The organism is Capillibacterium thermochitinicola (assembly GCF_013664685.1).
In the GTDB taxonomy this organism is placed as follows: domain Bacteria; phylum Bacillota; class UBA4882; order UBA10575; family UBA10575; genus Capillibacterium; species Capillibacterium thermochitinicola.
In genome coordinates, this window is sequence record NZ_JAAKDE010000004.1 from 209,187 (window position 1) to 229,842 (window position 20,656).

At 54.5% G+C, this 20,656-nt stretch carries 27 protein-coding genes and 1 pseudogene; 6 read left to right on the forward strand and 22 right to left on the reverse strand.

Annotated features, from left to right (window positions below; translation table 11 throughout):
- Nucleotides 1–16: 16 nt before the first annotated feature.
- The 6 genes from gltX to rplM all read right to left on the reverse strand — a co-directional run bounded on the left by gltX (nucleotide 17) and on the right by rplM (nucleotide 4,160).
- Nucleotides 17–1,492, reverse strand: coding sequence for a glutamate--tRNA ligase (gltX, locus tag G5B42_RS03070; protein ID WP_231133186.1), 1,476 nt, complete (start codon nucleotides 1,490–1,492; stop codon nucleotides 17–19).
- 173 nt (nucleotides 1,493–1,665) lie between these two features.
- Complete coding sequence (locus G5B42_RS03075; protein ID WP_181338970.1) at nucleotides 1,666–2,019, reverse strand: type II toxin-antitoxin system PemK/MazF family toxin; 354 nt, start codon at nucleotides 2,017–2,019, stop codon at nucleotides 1,666–1,668.
- Nucleotides 2,016–2,294, reverse strand: coding sequence for a CopG family ribbon-helix-helix protein (locus tag G5B42_RS03080; RefSeq protein ID WP_181338971.1), 279 nt, complete (start codon nucleotides 2,292–2,294; stop codon nucleotides 2,016–2,018). The genes G5B42_RS03075 and G5B42_RS03080 overlap by 4 nt, the downstream gene beginning before the upstream one ends.
- A gap of 232 nt (nucleotides 2,295–2,526) precedes the next feature.
- Nucleotides 2,527–3,228: a thiamine diphosphokinase gene (locus G5B42_RS03085; protein ID WP_181338972.1), complete on the reverse strand. Its 702-nt coding sequence runs from the start codon at nucleotides 3,226–3,228 to the stop codon at nucleotides 2,527–2,529.
- A 67-nt stretch (nucleotides 3,229–3,295) separates the two neighbouring features.
- The gene (gene rpsI / locus G5B42_RS03090; RefSeq protein ID WP_181339028.1) at nucleotides 3,296–3,688 is read right to left on the reverse strand and encodes a 30S ribosomal protein S9; all 393 of its coding nucleotides are present in this window, start codon (nucleotides 3,686–3,688) and stop codon (nucleotides 3,296–3,298) included.
- 37 nt (nucleotides 3,689–3,725) lie between these two features.
- Nucleotides 3,726–4,160 carry a 50S ribosomal protein L13 gene (gene rplM / locus G5B42_RS03095; protein WP_181338973.1) on the reverse strand — a complete coding sequence of 145 codons (435 nt, stop codon included), beginning with the start codon at nucleotides 4,158–4,160 and terminating at the stop codon, nucleotides 3,726–3,728.
- Nucleotides 4,161–4,618: 458 nt separating this feature from the next.
- Here rplM and G5B42_RS03100 point away from each other — a divergent pair, with 458 nt between their 5' ends.
- The 6 genes and pseudogenes from G5B42_RS03100 to trpA form a co-directional block, all read left to right on the forward strand.
- Nucleotides 4,619–6,175 (forward strand): anthranilate synthase component I family protein, encoded by a 1,557-nt coding sequence (locus G5B42_RS03100; RefSeq protein WP_181338974.1) that lies wholly within the window; start codon nucleotides 4,619–4,621, stop codon nucleotides 6,173–6,175.
- A gap of 54 nt (nucleotides 6,176–6,229) precedes the next feature.
- On the forward strand, nucleotides 6,230–7,246 hold the full coding sequence (gene trpD, locus G5B42_RS03105; protein WP_181338975.1) for an anthranilate phosphoribosyltransferase: 1,017 nt from the start codon (nucleotides 6,230–6,232) through the stop codon (nucleotides 7,244–7,246).
- On the forward strand, nucleotides 7,246–8,037 hold the full coding sequence (gene trpC, locus G5B42_RS03110) for an indole-3-glycerol phosphate synthase TrpC (protein ID WP_181338976.1): 792 nt from the start codon (nucleotides 7,246–7,248) through the stop codon (nucleotides 8,035–8,037). The genes trpD and trpC overlap by 1 nt, the downstream gene beginning before the upstream one ends.
- Nucleotides 8,024–8,644 carry a phosphoribosylanthranilate isomerase gene (locus G5B42_RS03115; RefSeq protein ID WP_181338977.1) on the forward strand — a complete coding sequence of 207 codons (621 nt, stop codon included), beginning with the start codon at nucleotides 8,024–8,026 and terminating at the stop codon, nucleotides 8,642–8,644. The genes trpC and G5B42_RS03115 overlap by 14 nt, the downstream gene beginning before the upstream one ends.
- Nucleotides 8,645–8,649: 5 nt before the next feature.
- Complete coding sequence (gene trpB, locus G5B42_RS03120; RefSeq protein WP_269206139.1) at nucleotides 8,650–9,858, forward strand: tryptophan synthase subunit beta; 1,209 nt, start codon at nucleotides 8,650–8,652, stop codon at nucleotides 9,856–9,858.
- A pseudogene (trpA, locus tag G5B42_RS03125) lies at nucleotides 9,855–10,544 on the forward strand (tryptophan synthase subunit alpha); the annotation flags it as partial. The gene trpB and the pseudogene trpA, both read left to right, overlap by 4 nt.
- Nucleotides 10,545–10,665: 121 nt before the next feature.
- Here the strand turns inward: trpA and truA are convergent.
- From truA to rplO, 16 genes are all read right to left on the reverse strand, one after another.
- Nucleotides 10,666–11,403: a tRNA pseudouridine(38-40) synthase TruA gene (truA, locus tag G5B42_RS03130; protein WP_181338978.1), complete on the reverse strand. Its 738-nt coding sequence runs from the start codon at nucleotides 11,401–11,403 to the stop codon at nucleotides 10,666–10,668.
- Nucleotides 11,404–11,570: 167 nt separating this feature from the next.
- Nucleotides 11,571–12,305 (reverse strand): energy-coupling factor transporter transmembrane component T, encoded by a 735-nt coding sequence (locus G5B42_RS03135; protein ID WP_181338979.1) that lies wholly within the window; start codon nucleotides 12,303–12,305, stop codon nucleotides 11,571–11,573.
- Nucleotides 12,305–13,132 carry an energy-coupling factor ABC transporter ATP-binding protein gene (locus G5B42_RS03140; protein ID WP_181338980.1) on the reverse strand — a complete coding sequence of 276 codons (828 nt, stop codon included), beginning with the start codon at nucleotides 13,130–13,132 and terminating at the stop codon, nucleotides 12,305–12,307. Before G5B42_RS03140 ends, G5B42_RS03135 begins: the two co-directional genes overlap by 1 nt.
- The gene (locus G5B42_RS03145; protein ID WP_181338981.1) at nucleotides 13,123–13,932 is read right to left on the reverse strand and encodes an ATP-binding cassette domain-containing protein; all 810 of its coding nucleotides are present in this window, start codon (nucleotides 13,930–13,932) and stop codon (nucleotides 13,123–13,125) included. Before G5B42_RS03145 ends, G5B42_RS03140 begins: the two co-directional genes overlap by 10 nt.
- 4 nt (nucleotides 13,933–13,936) lie before the next feature.
- Nucleotides 13,937–14,275 carry a 50S ribosomal protein L17 gene (rplQ, locus tag G5B42_RS03150; RefSeq protein WP_181338982.1) on the reverse strand — a complete coding sequence of 113 codons (339 nt, stop codon included), beginning with the start codon at nucleotides 14,273–14,275 and terminating at the stop codon, nucleotides 13,937–13,939.
- Nucleotides 14,276–14,348: 73 nt separating this feature from the next.
- Nucleotides 14,349–15,293, reverse strand: coding sequence for a DNA-directed RNA polymerase subunit alpha (locus G5B42_RS03155; protein ID WP_181338983.1), 945 nt, complete (start codon nucleotides 15,291–15,293; stop codon nucleotides 14,349–14,351).
- A 46-nt stretch (nucleotides 15,294–15,339) separates the two neighbouring features.
- A complete protein-coding gene (gene rpsD, locus G5B42_RS03160; protein WP_181338984.1) occupies nucleotides 15,340–15,972 on the reverse strand; it encodes a 30S ribosomal protein S4 in 633 nt (210 codons plus the stop codon).
- A gap of 22 nt (nucleotides 15,973–15,994) precedes the next feature.
- Nucleotides 15,995–16,390 carry a 30S ribosomal protein S11 gene (rpsK, locus tag G5B42_RS03165; protein ID WP_181338985.1) on the reverse strand — a complete coding sequence of 132 codons (396 nt, stop codon included), beginning with the start codon at nucleotides 16,388–16,390 and terminating at the stop codon, nucleotides 15,995–15,997.
- A 14-nt stretch (nucleotides 16,391–16,404) separates the two neighbouring features.
- Nucleotides 16,405–16,776 (reverse strand): 30S ribosomal protein S13, encoded by a 372-nt coding sequence (gene rpsM / locus G5B42_RS03170; protein WP_181338986.1) that lies wholly within the window; start codon nucleotides 16,774–16,776, stop codon nucleotides 16,405–16,407.
- Between the two features lie 14 nt (nucleotides 16,777–16,790).
- Nucleotides 16,791–16,904, reverse strand: a complete 114-nt coding sequence (gene rpmJ / locus G5B42_RS03175; protein ID WP_181338987.1) for a 50S ribosomal protein L36 — start codon at nucleotides 16,902–16,904, stop codon at nucleotides 16,791–16,793.
- A 66-nt stretch (nucleotides 16,905–16,970) separates the two neighbouring features.
- Nucleotides 16,971–17,189 carry a translation initiation factor IF-1 gene (gene infA, locus G5B42_RS03180; protein ID WP_181338988.1) on the reverse strand — a complete coding sequence of 73 codons (219 nt, stop codon included), beginning with the start codon at nucleotides 17,187–17,189 and terminating at the stop codon, nucleotides 16,971–16,973.
- Nucleotides 17,176–17,493: a KOW domain-containing RNA-binding protein gene (locus G5B42_RS03185; protein ID WP_181338989.1), complete on the reverse strand. Its 318-nt coding sequence runs from the start codon at nucleotides 17,491–17,493 to the stop codon at nucleotides 17,176–17,178. The genes infA and G5B42_RS03185 overlap by 14 nt, the downstream gene beginning before the upstream one ends.
- Nucleotides 17,487–18,281 carry a type I methionyl aminopeptidase gene (map, locus tag G5B42_RS03190; protein ID WP_181338990.1) on the reverse strand — a complete coding sequence of 265 codons (795 nt, stop codon included), beginning with the start codon at nucleotides 18,279–18,281 and terminating at the stop codon, nucleotides 17,487–17,489. Before map ends, G5B42_RS03185 begins: the two co-directional genes overlap by 7 nt.
- The gene (locus tag G5B42_RS03195; protein WP_181339030.1) at nucleotides 18,278–18,934 is read right to left on the reverse strand and encodes an adenylate kinase; all 657 of its coding nucleotides are present in this window, start codon (nucleotides 18,932–18,934) and stop codon (nucleotides 18,278–18,280) included. Before G5B42_RS03195 ends, map begins: the two co-directional genes overlap by 4 nt.
- Before the next feature lie 24 nt (nucleotides 18,935–18,958).
- Nucleotides 18,959–20,212, reverse strand: a complete 1,254-nt coding sequence (gene secY, locus G5B42_RS03200; RefSeq protein ID WP_181338991.1) for a preprotein translocase subunit SecY — start codon at nucleotides 20,210–20,212, stop codon at nucleotides 18,959–18,961.
- Nucleotide 20,213: 1 nt separating this feature from the next.
- Nucleotides 20,214–20,654 carry a 50S ribosomal protein L15 gene (gene rplO / locus G5B42_RS03205; RefSeq protein WP_181338992.1) on the reverse strand — a complete coding sequence of 147 codons (441 nt, stop codon included), beginning with the start codon at nucleotides 20,652–20,654 and terminating at the stop codon, nucleotides 20,214–20,216.
- Between the last annotated feature and the right edge of the window lie 2 nt (nucleotides 20,655–20,656).

A 20,656-nucleotide genomic window follows, 5' to 3' on the forward strand; every position in this document is an offset into this window, starting at 1 on the left:
AAGGAGCCTTTACCCCTTACGCCCCTTGCAAAACCGTCACGGCTTGCCAAAGCCGTTGCAACACTTTTTTCTTACCGAGAGCGGCTAAAAGTTCAAATAAACCCGGCGTTGCTGTCTGCCCGGTCACCGCCACCCGCACCGGCATAAAGATCTGTCCCGGTTTCAGTTGCAACTCTTCCGCCAGGGCCCGCAAGACGCGCTCCAGGTTTTCCTCACTAAAATCATCAATTTGGTTTAAAACGGCCCCAACCTTCCCTAAGATGTCGGCTATTTCTCCCGCCGTTCCTTTCTTCCCAACCAAAAGTTCCGGCGCCGGCGGGTCGATCTCCTCCCGCAGGAAATAACCGACGGCATTCGAAATCTCGGACAAAAGTTTAATCCGCTCCTGAACCAGCGGCATCAACCGGACTAAATAGGCAAACTGTTCCGGCGGGCAAGGATCCGGGAGTAACCCGTCCTTCTGTAAAAACGGGAGCGCCCGCTTGGCCAATTCTTCATGGGATAACTTCCGGATGTAAATCCCGTTATACCAGTCCAGTTTGTCGAGGGAAAAGTTCACCGGCGAAGTATTGAGCCGGTCAACCGAAAACGCCTCCACCGCCTGGTCCAAGGTGAACAGTTCCTGGTCCGTCGGGGGATGCCAGCCTAAAAGCAAGAGAAAATTGACGAGCGCCTCCGGCAGATAGCCCTTCTCGCGAAACTCCCTGACCCCCGTCGCGCCGTGGCGCTTACTGAGTTTTCCTTTTCCGTCCGGGGCAAGAAAGATCGGCAGGTGGATGAAGACCGGCGGGTTCCACCCGAAAGCGGCGTACAATAAAAAGTGCCGGGGCAGACTGACGATCCACTCCTCACCGCGGATCACGTGGGTGATCCCCATGAGGTGGTCATCCACCACACTGGCCAAATGGTAGGTGGGAAAACCATCCGACTTGAGAATAACAAAATCATCCAGGGTCTGGTGGTCGAAGACCATCTCACCCCGGAGCTCGTCCCGGACTTTGGTTTGCCCGGTGAGGGGGACTTTAAACCGGATCACATATTTATCCCCCGCGGCCAGCTTCCTTTCAACCTCTTCCGCCGGCAACTCCCGGCAATGCCGGTCATAACCGGAAGGTTGGCCCGCCTCTTCCTGCTTTTTCCGCATCTCCTCCAAACGCTCGGGCGTACAAAAACAATAATAGGCCTTCCCCGCTTGCACCAATTGGGTGGCATATTTTTGGTAGATAGCCAGTCGCTCCGACTGGAAATAGGGTCCGGCGTCACCGCCGGCGTCCGGTCCTTCGTCCCAGTCCAGCCCCAACCAGCGCAGACTCTCTTTGATGTCCTGGACCGCATCGGCCACCAGCCGGTTCCGGTCCGTATCTTCAATCCGCAATATAAACTGGCCCCCGGTCTTGCGCGCCAGCAACCAATCGTAGAGGGCGGTACGGGCACCGCCAATATGTAAATAACCGGTTGGACTGGGGGCAAACCTTACTCGAACCGCTTCCATCACGAAACACCTCTTCTGGTTTATACTCATTACTTGTCGCTCCGTTTTTGCTTGCCTTTCCTTCCATTTTGTCCTGCCCTGGAACGACCACCCTTTATTTCGTCTTGTACCCGGTATATTCCTGCCCTGAACGAAAAGATAACCGCCCGCAAGCGGGCGGCCATTTTCTTTCGCTAATCAAGGGGGATCAAGCCCAAACTAATCTTTAACGCTTCATCGACTTTACTCATATATTCCTCGTTCAGTTCGCCAATCTTCTCACTCAGGCGTCTTTTATCGATCGTCCGGATCTGCTCGCAAAGGATCACCGAATTCCGGTCCAGTTTCGTATAGTCTTTCTTAATCTCCACGTGGGTGGGGAGGCGGGCCCGTTTAATCTTGGAAGTAATCGCCGCCACAATCGTCGTCGGACTGTAGGTGTTCCCGATGTTGTTCTGGAGAATAATCACCGGCCGCAGTCCACCCTGTTCCGAACCGACCACCGGGTTCAAGTCGGCAAAGAAAAGGTCGCCCCGCTTGACGATCAATAATCCTCACCCGCCGCCAACCGGTCCAGATAGTGGTCGAACTCTACCAGATCCTGACCGATCCCTTCTTCCGCCAGTTCCAAGTTGAGGGGGCCCATCTTTTGGTAGCCTACCGCCATTTTCTCCCGCTTTTCGGTCCGTAATTTTTCCGCCAATAAATGGCGCATGGCGTCACGAATAAAGGCACTGCGGCTGCCGTACTCCCTGTGCGCAACCCGATCCACCTCGCGCAGCAAACTTTCGGGAAGAAGAACAACCACCCGACGGTTAACCATTCCCTAGCACCCCCAGGTTATTCTCAACTATTATTATATACTTTTCGCCAAATTCCAGTCCGACTGGGGTCCGTCCCTTTTAACCGGTGGAAAGTTGTTGCGAGGTCTAGTTACTGCGGTTTGCGCCGTGCCTTTTTCGTCTGATTACAACGATTGCTGGTGGAAAGAAACAAAAATACCGGTCATTTCGCTTATTACTGTTTCGCGGAAAAACTGCTGTTTCCTGCTGTTTTTACCTTGGTAGTCGTTGGAAGAGCGTTCTTCCCTCCGGGCAATGCCGTAACCCTTCCACAATGATCAGCAGGGAACCGGCCTCAAGTTCTACCTCGACCGGTCCGGTTAAAAATTCATTATGTATCCCCCGGGTTGACCCCAGCTCTAAAGTAGCCCTTTCCAAGGGATATTTGGCCCCCCAGATGCTGACCCCCTGCGCGTTAAAGGGGTAGGGGAGCAGCGAAAAATGGCCGCCGGGAAAGGGGAATATCCTTATTCTGCCCTGACCGGTCATTAAAGTAACCGCCTGTTCATCGCCAATTAAAACCAGCTCGGTTCCGGACTGCTCCATTCTGTACATTAATGAGATATTGACGAGGGTATGATCGAGACGCCCGCCCAAAGCGCCAAAGACCAACATCGTGTGGCACTGCTGGGCAGCAATTTGATTTAAAGCAAGCTCAAGGTCGGTCCAGTCTTTTTCCTGCTGATAGCGGAGGACTTGGACTCCCTTGGCTGCCAACTCGTTTTGATAAGATAACGGGAGAGAATCAAAATCCCCGAGCAAAAACTGGGGTTGATAACCCAAATCAGCGAGGGGTTTTCCTCCCCCGTCGACCGCGAACAACAGATCGTAACCGGCCGCCAATGCCGTCCGGAGAAGTCCATAATGAACCGGCCCCCCGCCGACGAGAATGGCCTTTTTCCCAGTTGCTTGCATCTCATCCCCGCCTTCCGGTGAAAAGAAAAGACACGACCGGTCAGTCGTGTCTTGCCAGTACCACCAATTACCGTTTGGAGAATTGTGGCGCTTTCCTTGCTTTCTTCAAGCCGTACTTCCGCCGTTCCTTCACCCGCGGATCACGGGTCAAGAAACCGGCGCGCTTTAACGGAATTCTATACTCCGGATCTACTTTCAATAAAGCGCGGGCAATGCCATGACGGACGGCGCCAGCCTGTCCGCTGATGCCACCACCGCGCACGGACGCAATCACGTCATATTTCCCAACGGTTCCGGTCTGGTGTAAAGGTTGCTCCACCATGACTTCCAAAACTCTGCGCCCGAAATAACTTTTCGCATCGCGCTTGTTGATCATGATCTTCCCTTGGCCGGGCACCAACCAGACCTTCGCCACCGCTGTTTTCCGCCGCCCGGTGCCGTAATATTTAGGCTCCGCGATTTTTGCGCTAGGCAAGGATCGTTACCTCCCTTCGACTTTAGCCCTTGATCTCCAACGGCTCGGGTTTCTGAGCCGCATGGGGATGTTCCGGTCCACGATAAACTTTTAACTTTTTGATCTGGGCACGCCCTAACCGGTTGTGGGGAATCATTCCGTAGATCGCTTTCTTCACCACAAACTCCGGTTTGTTCTCCATTAATTCTTGGTAAGACCTTACCTTCAAACCTCCCGGATAACCGGAATGGTAATAATACTTCTTTTTCTGTAGTTTTTTGCCGGTCAGCACAACTTTTTCGGCGTTGATCACGATCACATGATCGCCGCAGTCAACATTAGGGGTGTAATCCGGACGGTGTTTCCCCCGGAGAATCCTGGCAACCACACTGGCCAATCTTCCTAAAGTCTGACCGCTCGCATCAACCACATACCATTTTCTTTCTCTCTGATCTGGTTTGGCCAGATAAGTTCGCAACTTTAAAACCTCCCTTGCAACCGAGGCGCCTAAAACCACAGACCCGGGGCTCACAGTCTGAGGTAAGATTAACCTCTTTGATGCACTTCTCAATTATACCAAGAAGAAATAATTAGGTCAAGGGCAAGCACGGAAAAGGTTTTACGTTATAGAACACCATTTTTGAAATTATCCTTGACAGTAAATATCGGGTTTACTATAATTAGTGAAAAATTAGCAAAGCCTGTGACCATCCATACCGGATAGAACACGGTGCGAAAAACAATTTCAGCATCGACACCAAAATCAGTTCAGCAGAGAGAACTTTCAGTTTATAGAGTTGAGCTTAGCAGAGTTATAGTTGAGTGGAGCGAAGACGAGCTGAGTAGTATGGTTCTTTAGTTTGTTCCTTTTTAAGACCATGCTCTTAGGAGTCGTGGTCTTTTTTAATATCTCATAAAGAGAGGAGCTGAGTTGAGTTGAGACGAGAACGGTTGTGCCCAGGTTTTGCTGCAGGGGGTCTCTCAAACCCCTCCAGTGGTTGTTCCGGCAGGAGCCGCCTGGATCTGGAAAGGTTCCGGCAATTGGCGGCCGCCGGTTACCGGTATATCCCCGTCTATTCCGAACAACCGAACGACATGGAGACCCCGGTGACGATCTTTTACAAGTTAACCGAGGGGAAAGGCCGTTTTTTGCTGGAAAGCCTCGAACAGGATCACCAAAGAAGCCGTTATTCTTTTATCGGTTGGAATCCGTTGTTGACCTTAAAAGCCTCCGGGGATGAAATGACCTTTTTTGAAAAGGGCCGCATTAACGAGGGCAGAGGTGATCCGTTGACGGAACTCAAAAAGAAGCTGGACACTTTTCAAGTCGCCCCTTTACCCGAGCTTGGCCCCTTTTATGGCGGCGCGGTCGGTTATATCGGCTACGATTACGTGCGGCTGCTTCAAAAGCTCCCGGTCGAAACCCAACCACTGACCAACCTCCCCGATTTGCACTGGGTTATCCCCCGGTACCTTGCCCGGATTGACCATCGCACGCACAAAATTACCCTCATTGTCCTGGCCGCGGTCAATCCGGACGATATCGACGGTTCCTATGAAAAAGCCGTCCGTGAACTGGTGATGATCAATAACCGGCTGGACCGGTCCCTCCCCATGGCACCGCTTCCCAATGCCGTACCAATCAAAGATCCCGTCTCCCGGCTCACGACCATTTCCCGTCACGAGTTTATGGACCTCGTCGCCCGCGTGAAAAAACACATCCAGTCCGGGGAAGTCCAGCAAGTAGTCCTCTCCCAAAGAATCATCCAAGAATACACCGGGGATCCTTTCTGCTTTTACCGGGTATTACGGTTGCTTAATCCTTCCCCCTATCTTTTCTATCTCGATTTCGGCGACCATCAGCTGGCCGGCTCTTCACCGGAGACAATGGTCCGTCTGGAAGACGGTCTCGTTACGCTAAAACCTATTGCCGGGACACGACGCCGCGGCTCCTCCACCGCCGAAGATGAACGCCTCCGCCGCGAGCTCCTGGCGGATGAAAAAGAACAGGCCGAACATCTGATGCTGGTGGAACTCGGCCGCAATGAACTCAGCCAAGTTTGTCGGTTTGGAAGCATCCGGATAACCGAACTGATGGCGGTTGAGTTTTACTCCCATGTCATGCACCTCGTCTCAACCCTCCAGGGAGAATTACGGCCTGCCTATTCCGGTGCTGACTTGATCCGGGCCGTCTTTCCGGCCGGAACCCTTTCCGGAGCCCCAAAACAACGGGCGCTGGAGCTCATTGAAAGACTGGAGCCAACCCGGCGGGAGTTTTACGGCGGTTGTGTTGGTTATCTTGGTTTCAACGGGAATCTCGATACTTGTATTACAATCCGCACGGTTTTGTTTCATGGTCGGCAAGCCCACCTACAAGTGGGGGCCGGGATTGTTGCCGCCTCGGAACCGGCAAAAGAATACGAAGAAACCCTGAATAAAGCAGCCGCCCTGATCGTCGCCCTAGACCAAGCCCAGGGCCGAGCCATCAGTTAGTAAACCTCTTTCCTTTGCCCGATTAAATAAAGAGTCGAGAGGAGTTGAGCAGAGATGATTAAGGAGAGTTTAGCCAAGCTAGCCCGGGGTGAACACCTCGAGGAAAGCGAGATGATCGCCGCCACCAAAGCGATCATGGAAGGCCGTGCTTCACCCGCCCAGATCGGCAGTTTTTTAACGGCGTTACGGCTGAAAGGAGAGACCGTGGCCGAGATTACCGGTGCCGCCAGGGTGATGCGGGAAAAAGCAGTTAAGATCAGTTTTAAAGCCCCAACGGTGATTGACACTTGCGGAACCGGGGGCGACGGCGCCCAGACCTTTAATATTTCAACCACGGTTGCCTTCATTGTGGCCGCCGCCGGGATTCCGGTGGCCAAACACGGTAACCGGGCCATCTCCAGTCGCTGCGGGAGCGCGGATGTGCTGGAAGCCTTAGGCGTTAAAGTTGACTTGTCCCCGGAGCAAGTTGAAGTCTGTCTGCGGGAAGCGGGAGTTGGCTTTTTATTTGCCCCCCTTTTCCACCAGGCCATGAAGCATGCCGCCGGCCCCCGAAAGGAGTTGGGCTTCCGGACTGTCTTCAACCTCCTGGGACCGTTAACCAATCCCGCCGCCGCCAACTGCCAGTTAGTCGGGGTCTTCGCCCCGGAATTAACCGAAGTGGTCGCCCAGGTGCTCCAACGCCTCGGGGTCGCCCGGGCGGTCGTTGTCCACGGCGGTGACGGTCTCGACGAGTTATCCCTTGACGGAGTGAATAAAGCCACTATCCTGCGGAGCGGTCAGATGCAGACCGTCCATTTCCAGGCGACTGATCTGGGCCTGCCGTCCGCTCCCAAAACCTCCTTGGTCGGTGGGGGGCCGGCGGAAAACGCCCGGATCACAGAGGCTATCCTCCGGGGGACCGAGACCGGTCCACGGTTAAACGTCGTCCTGCTCAATGCGGCCGCCGCCTTACTGGCCGCCGATGTGGTTAACGACCTGAAAACAGGGATCGCCTTGGCCCGTGATCTGGTGCGGGAGGGGAAGGCTTATGCCAAGTTGGAACAGTTACGGCACGTGGGGAGGCGAGCCTAATGTTCTTGGCGCAGATTCTCCAGTCCAAGGCAGCCGAAGTGCAGGCGCGTAAATCGCGAACCCCCCTCGCCCAATTGGAACTGAAATTAAAAGAAGCCCCAGCCACAAGGTGTTTTCGGGAAAGTTTGACCGGCGAACAGATTCAAGTAATCGCCGAAATTAAAAAGGCCTCTCCCGCCAAGGGCCTTTTATGCCCTGATTTCCAGCCGGTGCAGTTGGCGCAGGCTTATGAAGCTTCGAGTGCCGCTGCGATCTCGGTGTTAACCGACGAAAAATTCTTTTTAGGCTCCCTCGATGACTTGGCGCAGGTGAAAAGGGCAACAAGGAAGCTTCCGGTCCTACGGAAGGATTTCATCATCGATCGCTATCAAATCTACGAAGCACGCGTTTATGGGGCCGATGCAGTCCTTTTAATCGGGGCCATCCTGAACGGGTCGGAACTCGCCGGCTATATAAAGGAAGCAAAAGCTTTGGGGATGGATGCTTTAGTTGAGGTCCATAATGAGGCGGAACTTGCCACCGCCTTGGCGGCCGGGGCCGAAATAATTGGGATTAATAACCGGGATTTAAAGACCTTTCGGGTTGACCTGGAGACCACCCTCCGTTTGCGGGAAGCAATTCCCAAAGACAAGGTGGTCGTCGCCGAAAGCGGGATCAAATCCAGTGCCGACTTGAAACGGCTGGCCCACGCCGGTGTCAACGCCGTCCTGGTCGGCGAAGCACTGGTCACCGCCGCCGATCCCGGTACGGCCTTGAAAAAGCTCCGCGGAGGCAACAATGATTCCGGTTAAGATCTGCGGGATTACCAACTTGAACGACGCTCTGGTCTGCCAGAAGTTGGGCGTCTCCGCCCTGGGTTTCGTTTTTGCCCCCTCCCCGCGCCGAGTCTCGGTCGAACAAGTTGCACAGATTACCCGTCACCTTTCTCCTTTGATCCTCAAAGTCGGAGTTTTTGTCGATGAGGACCCCCTCCGCATCCACGAGGTTATGGAGGCTTGCCGTCTTGATTTGGCGCAGTTGCATGGGGCGGAAAAACCGGAGCATTGTCAGATCCTGGGAGGACGGGTGATTAAAGCCTTTCGGGCCGGTCGCGACCAGCCTGATCCCGAATGGCGAGGAGCGCCCCTCCGCGGGATCCTCGTTGACTCCTATGCCGCTAATGTCTACGGCGGAACCGGTCAGGTCTTCGACTGGGCACTGGTGGCGAACTACCGGAAACTCGGTTTTCCGCTGATCTTGGCCGGCGGCTTAAACCCGGAAAACATTGGAGCCGCCCTCCGCCGTGTGCAGCCGGACGGGATTGATTTATCCAGTGGAGTAGAGAAAAGTCCGGGAATTAAGGACCCGGATAAAATCGCCCGCTTGATGGCGACAATCCGGAATTCTTCGTCGCCTTGAACTGCTTGACCAAGGAGGTGTTTCCCATCGCGAACTTTCATGAATGGTATTTTGGAGACTATGGCGGCCGTTATGTACCGGAAACCCTGATGGCCGCTTTAGACGAACTGGACGAGGCGTACCGACGCTACGCCATGACCCCCGAATTCCAGGAGGAGCTGGCAGCGCTCAACCGCTTCTATGCCGGTCGCCCCACCCCTTTGTATCATGCCGAACGGTTCAGCCGGGAGCTCGGCAAGGGCCAGATTTATTTTAAACGGGAAGATCTGATCCATACCGGTGCCCATAAGATCAATAACGCCCTGGGCCAAATTTTGCTGGCCAAACGCATGGGTAAACGGCGGATCATCGCCGAAACCGGTGCCGGTCAACATGGTGTCGCCACGGCCACCGTCGCCGCCAAGTTTGGGCTGGAATGCGTGGTTTATATGGGAGAATTGGATATGGCCCGCCAAGCCCTGAACGTCTTCCGCATGCGCCTTTTAGGTGCCCAGGTGCGCCCGGTCACCTCCGGCAGCAAAACCCTAAAGGATGCCACCAACGAGGCCATCCGGGACTGGGTGACCAATGTCGATAATACCTACTACCTTATCGGTTCCGTCGTCGGGCCCCACCCCTATCCCAAGATCGTCCGGGATTTCCAGGCGGTAATCGGCCGGGAAACCAAGGCCCAGTTGGCTGAACTTACCGGCCGGCTTCCCAACTATGTGGTGGCTTGCGTGGGGGGCGGGAGCAACGCCATGGGGATTTTCACGGCCTTTCTCGCCGACGCCGGCGTAAAACTGGTCGGGGTCGAGGCGGCAGGTAGAGGTTTACAGACCGAACAGCACGCCGCCGCCCTGGCAAAAGGAAAACCGGGCATCCTCCATGGAGCGAAAAGTTATGTCCTCTCGGATGCGGACGGGCAGATTCGGGAGGCCTCATCCATCTCGGCCGGCCTGGATTACCCCGGCGTCGGCCCGGAGCACAGTTTTCTCAAGGACAGCGGCCGGGTCGAATATCAGACCATTGATGACCAGGAAGCCCTGGCTGCCTTCGCCTATTTGACCCGAACCGAAGGGATCATCCCCGCCTTGGAAAGTGCCCATGCGGTCGCCGCCGGCATGAAGCTCGCCCGTACGCTAAAGCCAGGTGAAATCATGGTCATCAACCTCTCCGGGCGGGGCGACAAAGATATCCCCACAGTCGCCGAAACAATGGGGGTGAGTTTATGAACAGGATAGCATTACGCTTCCAAGAACTGCAAAAAGAGGGCCGTAAAGCCTTCATCCCTTATATCGTGGGCGGTGATCCGGATTTACCGAGTTTACCACGGGTATTGGACACCCTGGTCCAAAGTGGTGCCGACCTGATCGAAATCGGCGTTCCCTTTTCCGACCCCCTGGCCGACGGACCGGTAATCCAAGCCGCCAGCGTCAGGGCGCGGCAAAACGGTTGTACCCTGGCTAAACTGTTGTCCACCATCCAACCAGTGGCCGCCCGCCTTCCGGTTCCACTCACCCTGATGGTCTATTACAACCAACTCTACCAGCGGGGTGTCGCCCGTTTCTTGGCGGAAGCAAACGCCGCCGGGGTAGCCGGATTGATCATCCCCGACCTGCCGCCGGAGGCCGCTACAGAGTTGCAAAATTTGGCCGCTGCCTCCGGGATCGCTTTGAACTTCTTAGTTGCCCCCACCAGCAGCAAAGAGCGCATTCGTTTGGCCGCCACCGCCAGCACCGGATTCCTGTATACCGTCTCCGTAAAAGGGGTGACCGGCGCCCGGAGCAGCCTTCCCCAAGAATTACCCGCTTTTATCCAGCGGGTTAAAGAATTAAGTCCGCGCCCGGTAGCGGTAGGTTTTGGCATCAATACTCCGGAGCAGGCCCGAATGATCGCGAACCTCGCCGACGGGGTCATCGTCGGCAGCGCCCTGGTCCAGGCGATTGCCGCCGATCCGGAGTTAAAAAAAAATGGCTTCTCTCGCCCGCACCCTGCGAGAAGCCATTTGAGAGTACGGAAGAAAGAAATACCATTTGGCTTTAATACTCCACACTCAACAGCGTCAACCCATGCGGCGGCGCGGTCGGCCCGGCCGCGCGCCGGTCCCCATGAGCCAGAATCTCCTCAACCAAAGCGGGCTCCGCTTTCCCACTGCCAATCAGCAACAAAGTCCCGACGATATTCCGCACCATCTTATATAAGAAGCCATTCCCCCGCAGAGTGAAGAAGAGCTCCTCCGCCTCTTCCTCCACCACCACCCGGTCCAAACGGCGGACCGTCGTCGCCACCGCCGAACCGGCGGCGGCAAAACCTTTGAAATCATGCTCGCCCACCAAAGCGGCGGCCGCCGTCCGGAGCTTGGCCACGTCCAGGGGATGGGGATAATGATAGGAGAAGCGGCGGAGAAACGGATCGGGCCACCGGCGGCGGGAAACAATATATTGATAGGTTTTGGTTTTTGCGCTGTACCGGGCGTGGAAAGTGGCCGGTACAGCTTCGGCCTGCCAGACGATGAGGTCCGGCGGGAGATTGGCATTGAGGGCGGCCGGCCACCGTTCCACTGGAATCCGGGCTGCGGTGGTAAAACTGACCACTTGTCCTTTGGCGTGGACCCCGGCATCGGTCCGTCCGGCGGCAATCAGTTTGGGAACCTCGCCGGTTAGGCGCTGCAAAGCCTTTTCCAGTTCGGCTTGGACCGTCCGTTCGCCCTGCGCCTGTCGCTGAAAGCCGCAAAAATCCGTCCCCTCGTAGGCGATGGTCAGTTTAACTGTCGTCATCCCTGTCCCGTCACCTCCTACCGCCCCGCTTTGCCCTGTCATGCCCCTTAACCTAACCTGTTTACTTCACTCTTTTATCGGGATCATCACTCGTATCTATAGTCACACTCTACCCGCATCAAAAGGAAATACCATTCGCCCCGGTGGAGATTGTAACCGGATTTATTTCACCGGAGCAACCTGTACCCCCACCAAAGCAGAACCAAAGACAGAACGAGCAAAGCGCCCAGACTGTCTTTTTTTCCCCAAGCAAGCTCATAGAGGGAACCCCGGGGCGCACCGGGAACATAACCTCTGGCTTCCATAGCTTGCGCAATCTCCAAGGCCCGCCGGAGCGCCGATAGGAACAGGGGGATGACCATGGCCAGCAGGCCCCGCAATTTCTTCGCCCAATTGGTCTGAAAATTGACCCCGCGGGCCTGCTGGGCCAGCATGATTTCGCGCGCTTCGGTCAAAAGCAGCGGGAAAAAACTGAGGGTCAATCCGAGCACCATTGCCATCTCCCCCACCGGCAACCAGCGTCGAAACGGCTGTAAGCTGAGCTCCAATCCTTTGATCAAGGTCAGGCTTTCGGTCACCCCTAACAGCCAGGAACTCATCAATAACAAATTGAGAAGCCGCAATAAGTACCGGACAGCATCACCCAGGCTTCCCGACCATAGGTTGAGAAGAAAGGTGATGAGTAAAAGCCAACGAAAGGTCTTTACTATCTGCCAAACCCGTTTAAGCGGCAGCCGTCCGGTGAAAAAGAGGAGAAGGTGCAGGAAAAAAAGGGCCAACTGGCCGCCCAAAGCACTTTCCGTTAAGACCAGCATCGCGCCGGCAATTACAACCAGAAGTTTAAAACGGGGGTCCCGCCGGTGCCAGTAGGAAGCAGCCGGGTAATAAGCGACGCTCTCCATCAGTCTGGTCCCCCCTTCTCCCGGGCCCTGCGGAGGCGGGACAACTCGTACCACGCTTCCGCCGGTGTCGCCGGGGCCGCATTCACCGGTGCACCCGCCTCGGCCAAGCGGCGCAGCAGTCCAAGTAAAAAGGGAAGTTTCAAGTCCGGTGCCACCGCAGACGCCTTTTGCGCCCAGGCACTCCAGGTGGTGTCGGCCCGCAGTTCTCCATTGACCAAAACCAAAACCCGGTCGGTGAACATGTAAAGAAAATCGGGATCATGGGAAGCCACCAAAAGACCAATTCCCATCTCCGTCTTAATCCGCTGTAAGGTTTGGCGCAAAGCTTCTTCCCCCGGGCCGTCCAATCCGATCGTCGGTTCGTCCAGAAGTAAAAAACGGGGTTTCATCGCCAGCGCAGCCGCCAACGCCACCCGTCTTTGTTCCCCACCGGAGAGTTTAAGCGGCGAAGTTTCCCACTTCTCCCGCTCCAGACCAACCGCCGTTAATGCCCAGGCCACCCGCGCCTCGATCTCCGCCCGGTTCAGGTCAAGATTTTCCGGACCGAAAGCCACTTCTTCCCGGACCGTAGCCGCGAAAAAGCCCCGCTGTGGCTCCTGGATGGAGAGGACGATCGGGCCATCCTGTCCACCCACAGAAAGTCGCCCCGAAGTGGGTTTAAGGAGTCCGGCCATCACCTGCAAAAGAGTGGACTTTCCGGAGCCAATCGGTCCAAGCAGGGCAACTGCTTCACCCGTTTTTATGGTAAAACTAACGTTATTTAGGGCCTTAAGCGGTGCATCCTTCCGGGCATAGACCACCGAAATCTCTTCCAACTTTATTTCCATAATACTGCCACCAGTTCATCTTCGTCGGCCACTAGCGAATTGCCAATCCCCAGCGTGGAAGCGACCTGCGTGGCCGGCGGAAGGGTGATCCCCCAGGCCCGGGCCTGCCCGGCCATGCGCAGCAGCGCCGCCGGTTGGCCGCGCCACACCACCCGGCCGTCCACCATCACCAACACCTGATCGGCGGTCATCACTTCCGCCAGACCGTGGGTGAACCAGATCATACTCTGCCCGTGGGTTTTCAGCTCCTGTAAGATCCGGGTTATCCGTTGCTTGGTACCCGGATCAAGCATCGCTAACGGCTCGTCCACTAAAATCAGTTTTGGTTTCAACGCCCAGACATCCGCCAAGGAAAGTAAGCGTTTCTCGCCACCGGATAGGGAATGGGGCTGGGCCGTCTTTAAATCCGTCAAACCGAACCGGGCCAGTTCCTCGTCGACCACCCGCCGGATCTCCCGGGACGATAAACATCTGTTTTCCACCCCAAAAGCGATCTCCCGTTCAACGGTACTGGCCACAAATTGGTTCTCCGGATGCTGAAACACAATGCCAACCTGCTGGTAGATATACCTTAGTTCCTCATCGTTGGCGGTCGAATACCCCTCGACCAGAACCCGGCCGGCGGTTGGTTTTAAAAGACCACAACACAAACGGGCCAGTGTTGATTTTCCCGACCCGTTGGCCCCGAGTACCGCCAGAAAAGTTCCCGGTTCAAGCTCCAGATTAACCTGACAAACCCCGGTCTTGACAGATCCGGGGTAGCAGTAGGAGACATCATCTAAAACAAAGAAACGTCCCATGGGATTAGACTAGTTCGATCACAGCCATCGGCGCGGCATCGCCACGACGGGGTCCGATTCTCACCACGCGGGTGTAACCCCCGTTCCGATCCGCATACCTGGTCGCAACCTCGTCAAAGAGTTTTTTGACCACGGCTTTATCCATGATCACTTTGGCAACTTCACGACGGGCACTAAGGTCCCCTTGTTTCCCCAGGGTAATCATTTTTTCGGCCAAAGCCCGAATCTCTTTTGCCTTTGTCTCCGTAGTGGTAATCTTCTCATGTCTAATGAGTTCGGTAACCAAATTACGGAAAAGCGCTTTCCGGTGGCCCGCCGGGCGACCTAAACGTCGTAAGTTCATGGTAATTCCCTCCTTCAGGATGAAATTGGACCGGGTTCTTGAAATATTTATCGGTGAAAACAGGTGGAAGGAATTATTCTTCCGACTTCCGGAGGGAGAGACCAAGTGCGGCAAGCTTCGACTCCACTTCCTCGAGGGATTTCTTCCCGAGGTTACGCACTTTCATCATATCCTCCGGCGTCTTTTTGATTAATTCTTGCACCGTATTAATTCCGGCTCGTTTCAGGCAGTTGTACGACCGGACCGACAAATCCAGCTCTTCGATGTTCATTTCCAGGATCTTATCCTTCGATTCTTCCTCTTTCTCCACCATGATCTCGGCCTCGCTGACCGTGTCACTTAAGTTGACGAAGAGCATCAAATGTTCAGTCAGGATTTTCGCCGCTAAACTCACGGCTTCCACCGGGTTGATACTACCGCTGGTCCACAACTCCAGAACTAACCGGTCATAATCCGTAATCTGACCTACACGGGTGTCTTCCACCACATAATTGACCTTGTGCACCGGGGTAAAGATGGAATCAACCGGAATTGTCCCGATCACCGCATCCGGTTTCTTGTTCCGTTCGGCTGGAACATATCCTCGACCTTTGTCGAAAGTGATCTCCATCACCAGACTACCACCCTCACTCACGGTGGCAATGTGATGGTCCGGGTTTAAAATCTCCACATCACTGGGGACCATAATATCGGCCGCCGTCACCTCTTTGCTCTCCCTCACTTCGAGCCGGGCAACCTGCGGGCCATCCCCGTGAATCTTTACCATTATCTTCTTCAGGTTCATAATGATCTCGGTGGTATCTTCCACTACCCCCGGGATCGTCGAAAACTCATGCAGGACACCTTCGATCTTCACCGCCGTAACCGCTGCCCCCGGTAAAGATGACAACAGCACCCGCCGCAAAGAATTACCGAGGGTCGTCCCGTATCCTCGCTCCAACGGCTCAACGATGAAGCGACCATACCGGTCGTCTTTGATTTCGTCGATGATCACTCTGGGTTTTTCGATTTCGATCATACAAAAGCCTCCCTTCCATCCTTAGGTCCAGGCGTAGACCATGAGTTTAACGGGAGTATAGCTCGACAATGAGGTGTTCCTGAACCGGAACGTCGATCTGTTCCCGCGTAGGGATCGAAACAACCCGTGCGGTCCAGTTGTTAGTATCCAATTCTAACCATTCAGGAATATTTTTGCCATCATTCGCCTCGAGAATACCTTTAATCAACGGCGACTTGTTGGCATTCTCTTTCAAGGTAATGACATCGCCCGGTTTTACCTGGTAAGAAGGGATGTTAACTTTACGGTCATTAACACGGAAGAACCCATGCCTGACCAGCTGCCGTGCTTCCCGCCGGGATCCGGCCAGCCTTAAACGGTAGACCACATTGTCCAACCGGGTTTCCAGGAGCTGCAACAGGTTCTCACCGGTAATACCCTTTTTCCGTTCGGCCATCTCAAAGTACCGGCGGAACTGGGTCTCCAAAAGGCCATAAATCCGGCGGCATTTTTGTTTCTCCCGGAGCTGCAAACCATATTCGGACAATTTGCGGCGCGCTTGTCCTTCCCCGTGCTGTCCAGGGGGGTAGCTCCTCCGGTTAAAACTGCATTTATCGGAAAGGCAACGGTCCGCTTTGAGAAACAGCTTTTCCCCTTCGCGACGACAAATTTTACATACTGCACCGATATATCTTGCCATCTAGTTTTTACACCTCCTCTAGTTAGACCCGACGCCGTTTCGGTGGACGGCAACCGTTGTGCGGAATCGGAGTAACGTCTTTAATCATGCTCACTTCCAAGCCGGCCGCTTGCAAAGAGCGAATCGCCGCTTCCCGTCCCGCGCCTGGCCCCTTCACATAAACCTCAACTTGTTTGAGACCATATTCCATCGCTGCTTTCGCCGCACTTTCTGCTGCCATACCGGCCGCGTAAGGGGTATTCTTCCGCGAACCCTTAAAACCCATTGCTCCGGCCGAAGACCAGGATAAAACATTACCGTTCAGGTCGGAAATGGTCACGATCGTATTGTTAAATGTAGACTTAATATGGGCCGCACCGTTCTCTACATATTTCTTCTCTCTTCTTCTGCTTCTGGTTCCTTTACGCGGAGAAGCCATTGCTTATCCCTCCTTTATGCCTTTTTCTTACGTCCTACCGTTTTCGCCGGGCCTTTTCTGGTCCGGGCGTTCGTTTTCGTCCTTTGCCCGCGGACCGGTAAACCCCGACGGTGCCGGAGCCCACGATAACTTCCGATCTCAATCAGCCGTTTGATGTTCATGCTTTCTTCCCGGCGGAGATCCCCTTCGACCTTATACTCATGATCGATCACTTCACGGAGCCTTGAGATCTCGTCTTCGGTCAGATCCCGCACTCTGGTATCCGGGTTGACGCCGGTTTTTGCCAGAATCTCACGGGATAAGGATAACCCAATACCATAAATATAAGTCAAGGCAATTTCCAATCGTTTATCCCTTGGTAAATCGACACCCGCAATACGTGCCACTCTTTTTCCCTCCTTTAACCCTGTTTCTGCTTATGCTTGGGATTAACACAGATTACCATAACCCGCCCTTTTCGACGGATAATCTTACAATGCTCACATATTGCTTTCACAGACGGCGCAACTTTCAATGGTTTACCTCCTCACTTTTACAAATTGAAATCACTACCCGAGCCGAGGGAAAATGCAAAGAAGGATTATTTATAACGGTAGACAATCCGGCCGCGGGTCAAGTCGTAAGGAGATAATTCCACCGTCACCCGGTCCCCGGCCAAGATTCGAATAAAGTTCATCCGCATTTTCCCGGAGATATGCGCCAAAACGACATGGCCATTGGCCAACTCTACCCGGAACATTGCGTTCGGCAACGGCTCAATTACCGTCCCCTCGACTTCGATAATATCATCTTTCCCCAAGGTTAACCTCACCTTCCTTTAAATTTTCCCCCAAACGCTGGATAGCGTCGACAATCTCTTCATCCGCTACCGGCTGACCGGCAGACAGTTTTTTCGCAATCGCCGTGTCCACTTGTAGGGTGAGGGAGAGGTGTTTCCGGTTTTTCTTCTTCGGCCGCTCCATGGAACGTTTTCGCCCGTCCGCCACCAGAACATAGTCTTCATTGAGCAAGCCGACAACAAGGAAAATGCTCCCGGCATCCCGCCCGCGGGTTGAGATCACCTTTTGTCCCAAACGGACTTCCGTCACCGCCGTCTTTACCATTGCACCATGCCCCCGTCATCCCCCCGGCTCTCCCGCAGTTGGGTTAAGATCTCGGGCTCTCCCTCGGTCACCAATACGGTATGCTCAAAGTGGGCCGAATAGGACCCGTCCATTGTTGTCACCGTCCAGTGGTCGCGGGGGTCGATCTTAACCTGATAGGAACCGGCATTGACCATCGGTTCAATCGCCAGGGTCATGCCCGGCTTCAAGACCGGGTTATAACTTTGGAGAGGGGAAACATAGTTGGGCACCTGTGGTTCTTCATGCATGGCCTGCCCGATCCCGTGACCGACAAAATCACGAACCACCGAAAACCCGTTGCTCTCCACATGTTCCTGAATGGCCCGGGAGATCGCCGACAACCGGTTTCCCGCCCGGGCCGCGTTGATCCCCTTCCATAAAGCCTCACGCGTGACTTCCAGTAACCGCTGATGTTCAGGGGCAATCTCACCGACTCCTACTGTTACCGCCGCATCACCGTAATATCCTTTATACACCACGCCAAAGTCCAGACTGATAATATCCCCGGTTTTCAACTTCCGTGGTCCGGGTATCCCATGCACCACCTGCTCATTGACTGAGGTACAAACACACGCCGGGAAACCTTGATAACCCTTGAACGCCGGTTTAACCCCAAACTCCTTGGCCGCCGCCTCCGCCAGTTCATCCAGTTCCTTTGTGGTAATCCCAGGTTTGACCGCCGCCGCAATCCGGCCCAGGATCAACCGGGTAATTTCCCCGGCTTTCCGCATCCGGTCAAGTTCAAACAGGGATTTCCTAGTGATCATTGGCCTACCCGTTGGCGGACCCCAGTCACAATCGCCTGGTAAACATCGTCGATGGGCTGGGCGCCATCAACCGTCAATAATAGTCCGGCTTCGCGGTAGTACTTAATTAAGGGCGCGGTCTGCTGGGCATAAACCGTCAGCCGGTTACGGACCGTCGCTTCCGCGTCGTCTTCACGCTGGATCAGTTGGCCTTGGCAAAGATCGCAGACCCCGGGTTGCCTTTCCTTCTTGGTCACCACATGGTAAACTGCACCGCAATCCCGGCAGATCCGGCGACCCGACAGGCGCTCCACTAAAATCTCCGGATCAACTTCGATATTGATCACCGCCGTCAAGGCTTGCCCTTTTTCCGCCAGGTACCGGTCAAAAGCAACCGCCTGTGGCAGGGTCCGGGGAAAACCGTCAAGGAGAAAGCCCTGGGCGGTGTCGGGCGCGGCCAAACGCTCTTTGACGATCCCGAGCACCAACTCATCGGGGACCAGTTCCCCGGCCTTCATGTATCTTTCGGCCTGCTCGCCCAGGGGAGTCTTCTTTTTAATTGCTTCCCGGAAGATATCACCAGTGGAGATCGGTGGGATCTTAAATTCCGCACCAATGCGGGCGGCTTGCGTTCCTTTTCCCGCCCCCGGTGGACCCAGAAGAATAAGTTGCAAAAAACTCACCTACTCAATTCCTTACTACTTGAGAAAACCTTCATACTGACGCATCACGAGCTGCGCCTCAATCTGTTTCATCGTATCAATCGCCACCCCAACGGCAATCAAGAGGCTGGTACCGCCAAACCCAATCTGCCGAATTCCCGTTAAAGGGCCCAGCAGATAGGGGAGTAATGCGACAAAGGTTAAAAAGAGTGCCCCGGCCGTTGTGATGCGGGTTAAAATCTTATCCAGATACTCGGCGGTCGGGCGTCCCGGACGAATACCCGGAATAAAACCGCCGTATTTCTTCAGATTATCGGCTACTTCCATCGGGTTAAAGGTAACAGCCGTGTAAAAATAGGAGAAAAGGAAAATAAAGATCGCATAAAGGACCAAGTAAATTGGCTGACCAGGAAAAAGGAACTTCTGGACAAACTTGATGAAACCGCTCTCCGGCGGGAAGAAAGTGGCAATGGTCACCGGGAAGGCCAAGACCGATGAAGCAAAGATCACCGGAATAACACCAACCTGGTTGACGCGGAGCGGCATATGGGTGGCTTGCCCCCCGTACATTTTCCGCCCAACGACCCGTTTGGCATACTGCACCGGAATCTTTCTTTCCCCTTGCGTTACGATGACCACAAAGGCCACAATCAAAACGGACAAGATTAAAAAGAGGATCAACCCAATGAGTGAAGGTCCCCCTTCTCCGACCGTTTGCAGGGTCAGGACCGCATCCGGGACAAAACGGGCGACAATACCGGCAAAGATCAGCATGGAAACTCCGTTCCCGATTCCCCGTTCGGAGATATGCTCACCAAGCCAAGTCAGGAAAACCGTTCCGGCCGTCATGATTAAGACAATACTAAGCAAGGACCCCACGCTGTTCGGGTCGTCCATTGCCCCCCGGAAATTCATGGTGATCGCAAAAGCCTGAATCAAACCGAGGATGACGGTGCCGTACTTCGTATACCGGGCTAGAACTCTCCGCCCTTCGGGGCCTTCCTTGGAAAGCTCCTGCCACCCCGGGATCACCACGGTTAAAAGGTTGATGATGATCGAAGATGTGATGTACGGTTGGACCCCGAGCGCGAAGAGGGACATATTGCTGAGCGCCCCTCCGGAAAACATATCCAGGAGGCTAAAGAGACCATGCTCCCCTAAATCAAAGGAGCTCATTCCTGGTACAACAATATACGAACCCAAGCGAAAAACCGCCAACAGGAAAACAGTCCACCATATTTTCTTCCGGATCTCCGGAATGCGGAACGCAGTTTTAATTGACTCCCACATCCTATATCACCTCTGCTTTACCGCCGGCCGCCTCAATCTTGGTGGTGGCTGATCCGCTAAAAGCATGGGCTTTTACGGTCAGTTTCTTCTCCAGTTCGCCCCGGCCTAGTACTTTCACCCCATCGTAAACTTTTTTGATCAAACCGTTTGCCAGTAAAAGTTCCGGGGTAACTTCCGTCCCATCCGCAAAACAATTCAAACTTTCAATATTAACTTCCGCCCAGATTTTACGGTTAAAATTCTTAAAACCCCGCTTTGGCAACCGACGCTGCAAAGGGGTCTGCCCGCCTTCAAAGGTCGGTCCTTTCGCCCCGCCGGAGCGTGCCTTCTGGCCTTTATGACCACGCCCGGAGGTTTTCCCTAAACCGGAACCAATTCCCCGGCCAACCCGTTTGCGCGTGGCTCTCGACCCAGCTGCCGGTTTTAATTCCTCAAGCCTCATGC

What these genes read in the sequence shown, in the direction of transcription:
- gltX (WP_231133186.1), bottom strand. Translation starts at nt 1,492, where the DNA reads ATGGAAGCGGTTCGAGTAAGGTTTGCCCCCAGTCCAACCGGTTATTTA.
- G5B42_RS03080 (WP_181338971.1), bottom strand. Translation starts at nt 2,294, where the DNA reads ATGGTTAACCGTCGGGTGGTTGTTCTTCTTCCCGAAAGTTTGCTGCGC.
- G5B42_RS03085 (WP_181338972.1), bottom strand. Translation starts at nt 3,228, where the DNA reads ATGCAAGCAACTGGGAAAAAGGCCATTCTCGTCGGCGGGGGGCCGGTT.
- trpD (WP_181338975.1), top strand. Translation starts at nt 6,230, where the DNA reads ATGATTAAGGAGAGTTTAGCCAAGCTAGCCCGGGGTGAACACCTCGAG.
- trpC (WP_181338976.1), top strand. Translation starts at nt 7,246, where the DNA reads ATGTTCTTGGCGCAGATTCTCCAGTCCAAGGCAGCCGAAGTGCAGGCG.
- G5B42_RS03115 (WP_181338977.1), top strand. Translation starts at nt 8,024, where the DNA reads ATGATTCCGGTTAAGATCTGCGGGATTACCAACTTGAACGACGCTCTG.
- truA (WP_181338978.1), bottom strand. Translation starts at nt 11,403, where the DNA reads ATGACGACAGTTAAACTGACCATCGCCTACGAGGGGACGGATTTTTGC.
- G5B42_RS03135 (WP_181338979.1), bottom strand. Translation starts at nt 12,305, where the DNA reads ATGGAGAGCGTCGCTTATTACCCGGCTGCTTCCTACTGGCACCGGCGG.
- G5B42_RS03140 (WP_181338980.1), bottom strand. Translation starts at nt 13,132, where the DNA reads ATGGAAATAAAGTTGGAAGAGATTTCGGTGGTCTATGCCCGGAAGGAT.
- G5B42_RS03145 (WP_181338981.1), bottom strand. Translation starts at nt 13,932, where the DNA reads ATGGGACGTTTCTTTGTTTTAGATGATGTCTCCTACTGCTACCCCGGA.
- rplQ (WP_181338982.1), bottom strand. Translation starts at nt 14,275, where the DNA reads ATGAACTTACGACGTTTAGGTCGCCCGGCGGGCCACCGGAAAGCGCTT.
- G5B42_RS03155 (WP_181338983.1), bottom strand. Translation starts at nt 15,293, where the DNA reads ATGATCGAAATCGAAAAACCCAGAGTGATCATCGACGAAATCAAAGAC.
- rpsD (WP_181338984.1), bottom strand. Translation starts at nt 15,972, where the DNA reads ATGGCAAGATATATCGGTGCAGTATGTAAAATTTGTCGTCGCGAAGGG.
- rpsK (WP_181338985.1), bottom strand. Translation starts at nt 16,390, where the DNA reads ATGGCTTCTCCGCGTAAAGGAACCAGAAGCAGAAGAAGAGAGAAGAAA.
- G5B42_RS03185 (WP_181338989.1), bottom strand. Translation starts at nt 17,493, where the DNA reads ATGGTAAAGACGGCGGTGACGGAAGTCCGTTTGGGACAAAAGGTGATC.
- map (WP_181338990.1), bottom strand. Translation starts at nt 18,281, where the DNA reads ATGATCACTAGGAAATCCCTGTTTGAACTTGACCGGATGCGGAAAGCC.
- secY (WP_181338991.1), bottom strand. Translation starts at nt 20,212, where the DNA reads ATGTGGGAGTCAATTAAAACTGCGTTCCGCATTCCGGAGATCCGGAAG.
- rplO (WP_181338992.1), bottom strand. Translation starts at nt 20,654, where the DNA reads ATGAGGCTTGAGGAATTAAAACCGGCAGCTGGGTCGAGAGCCACGCGC.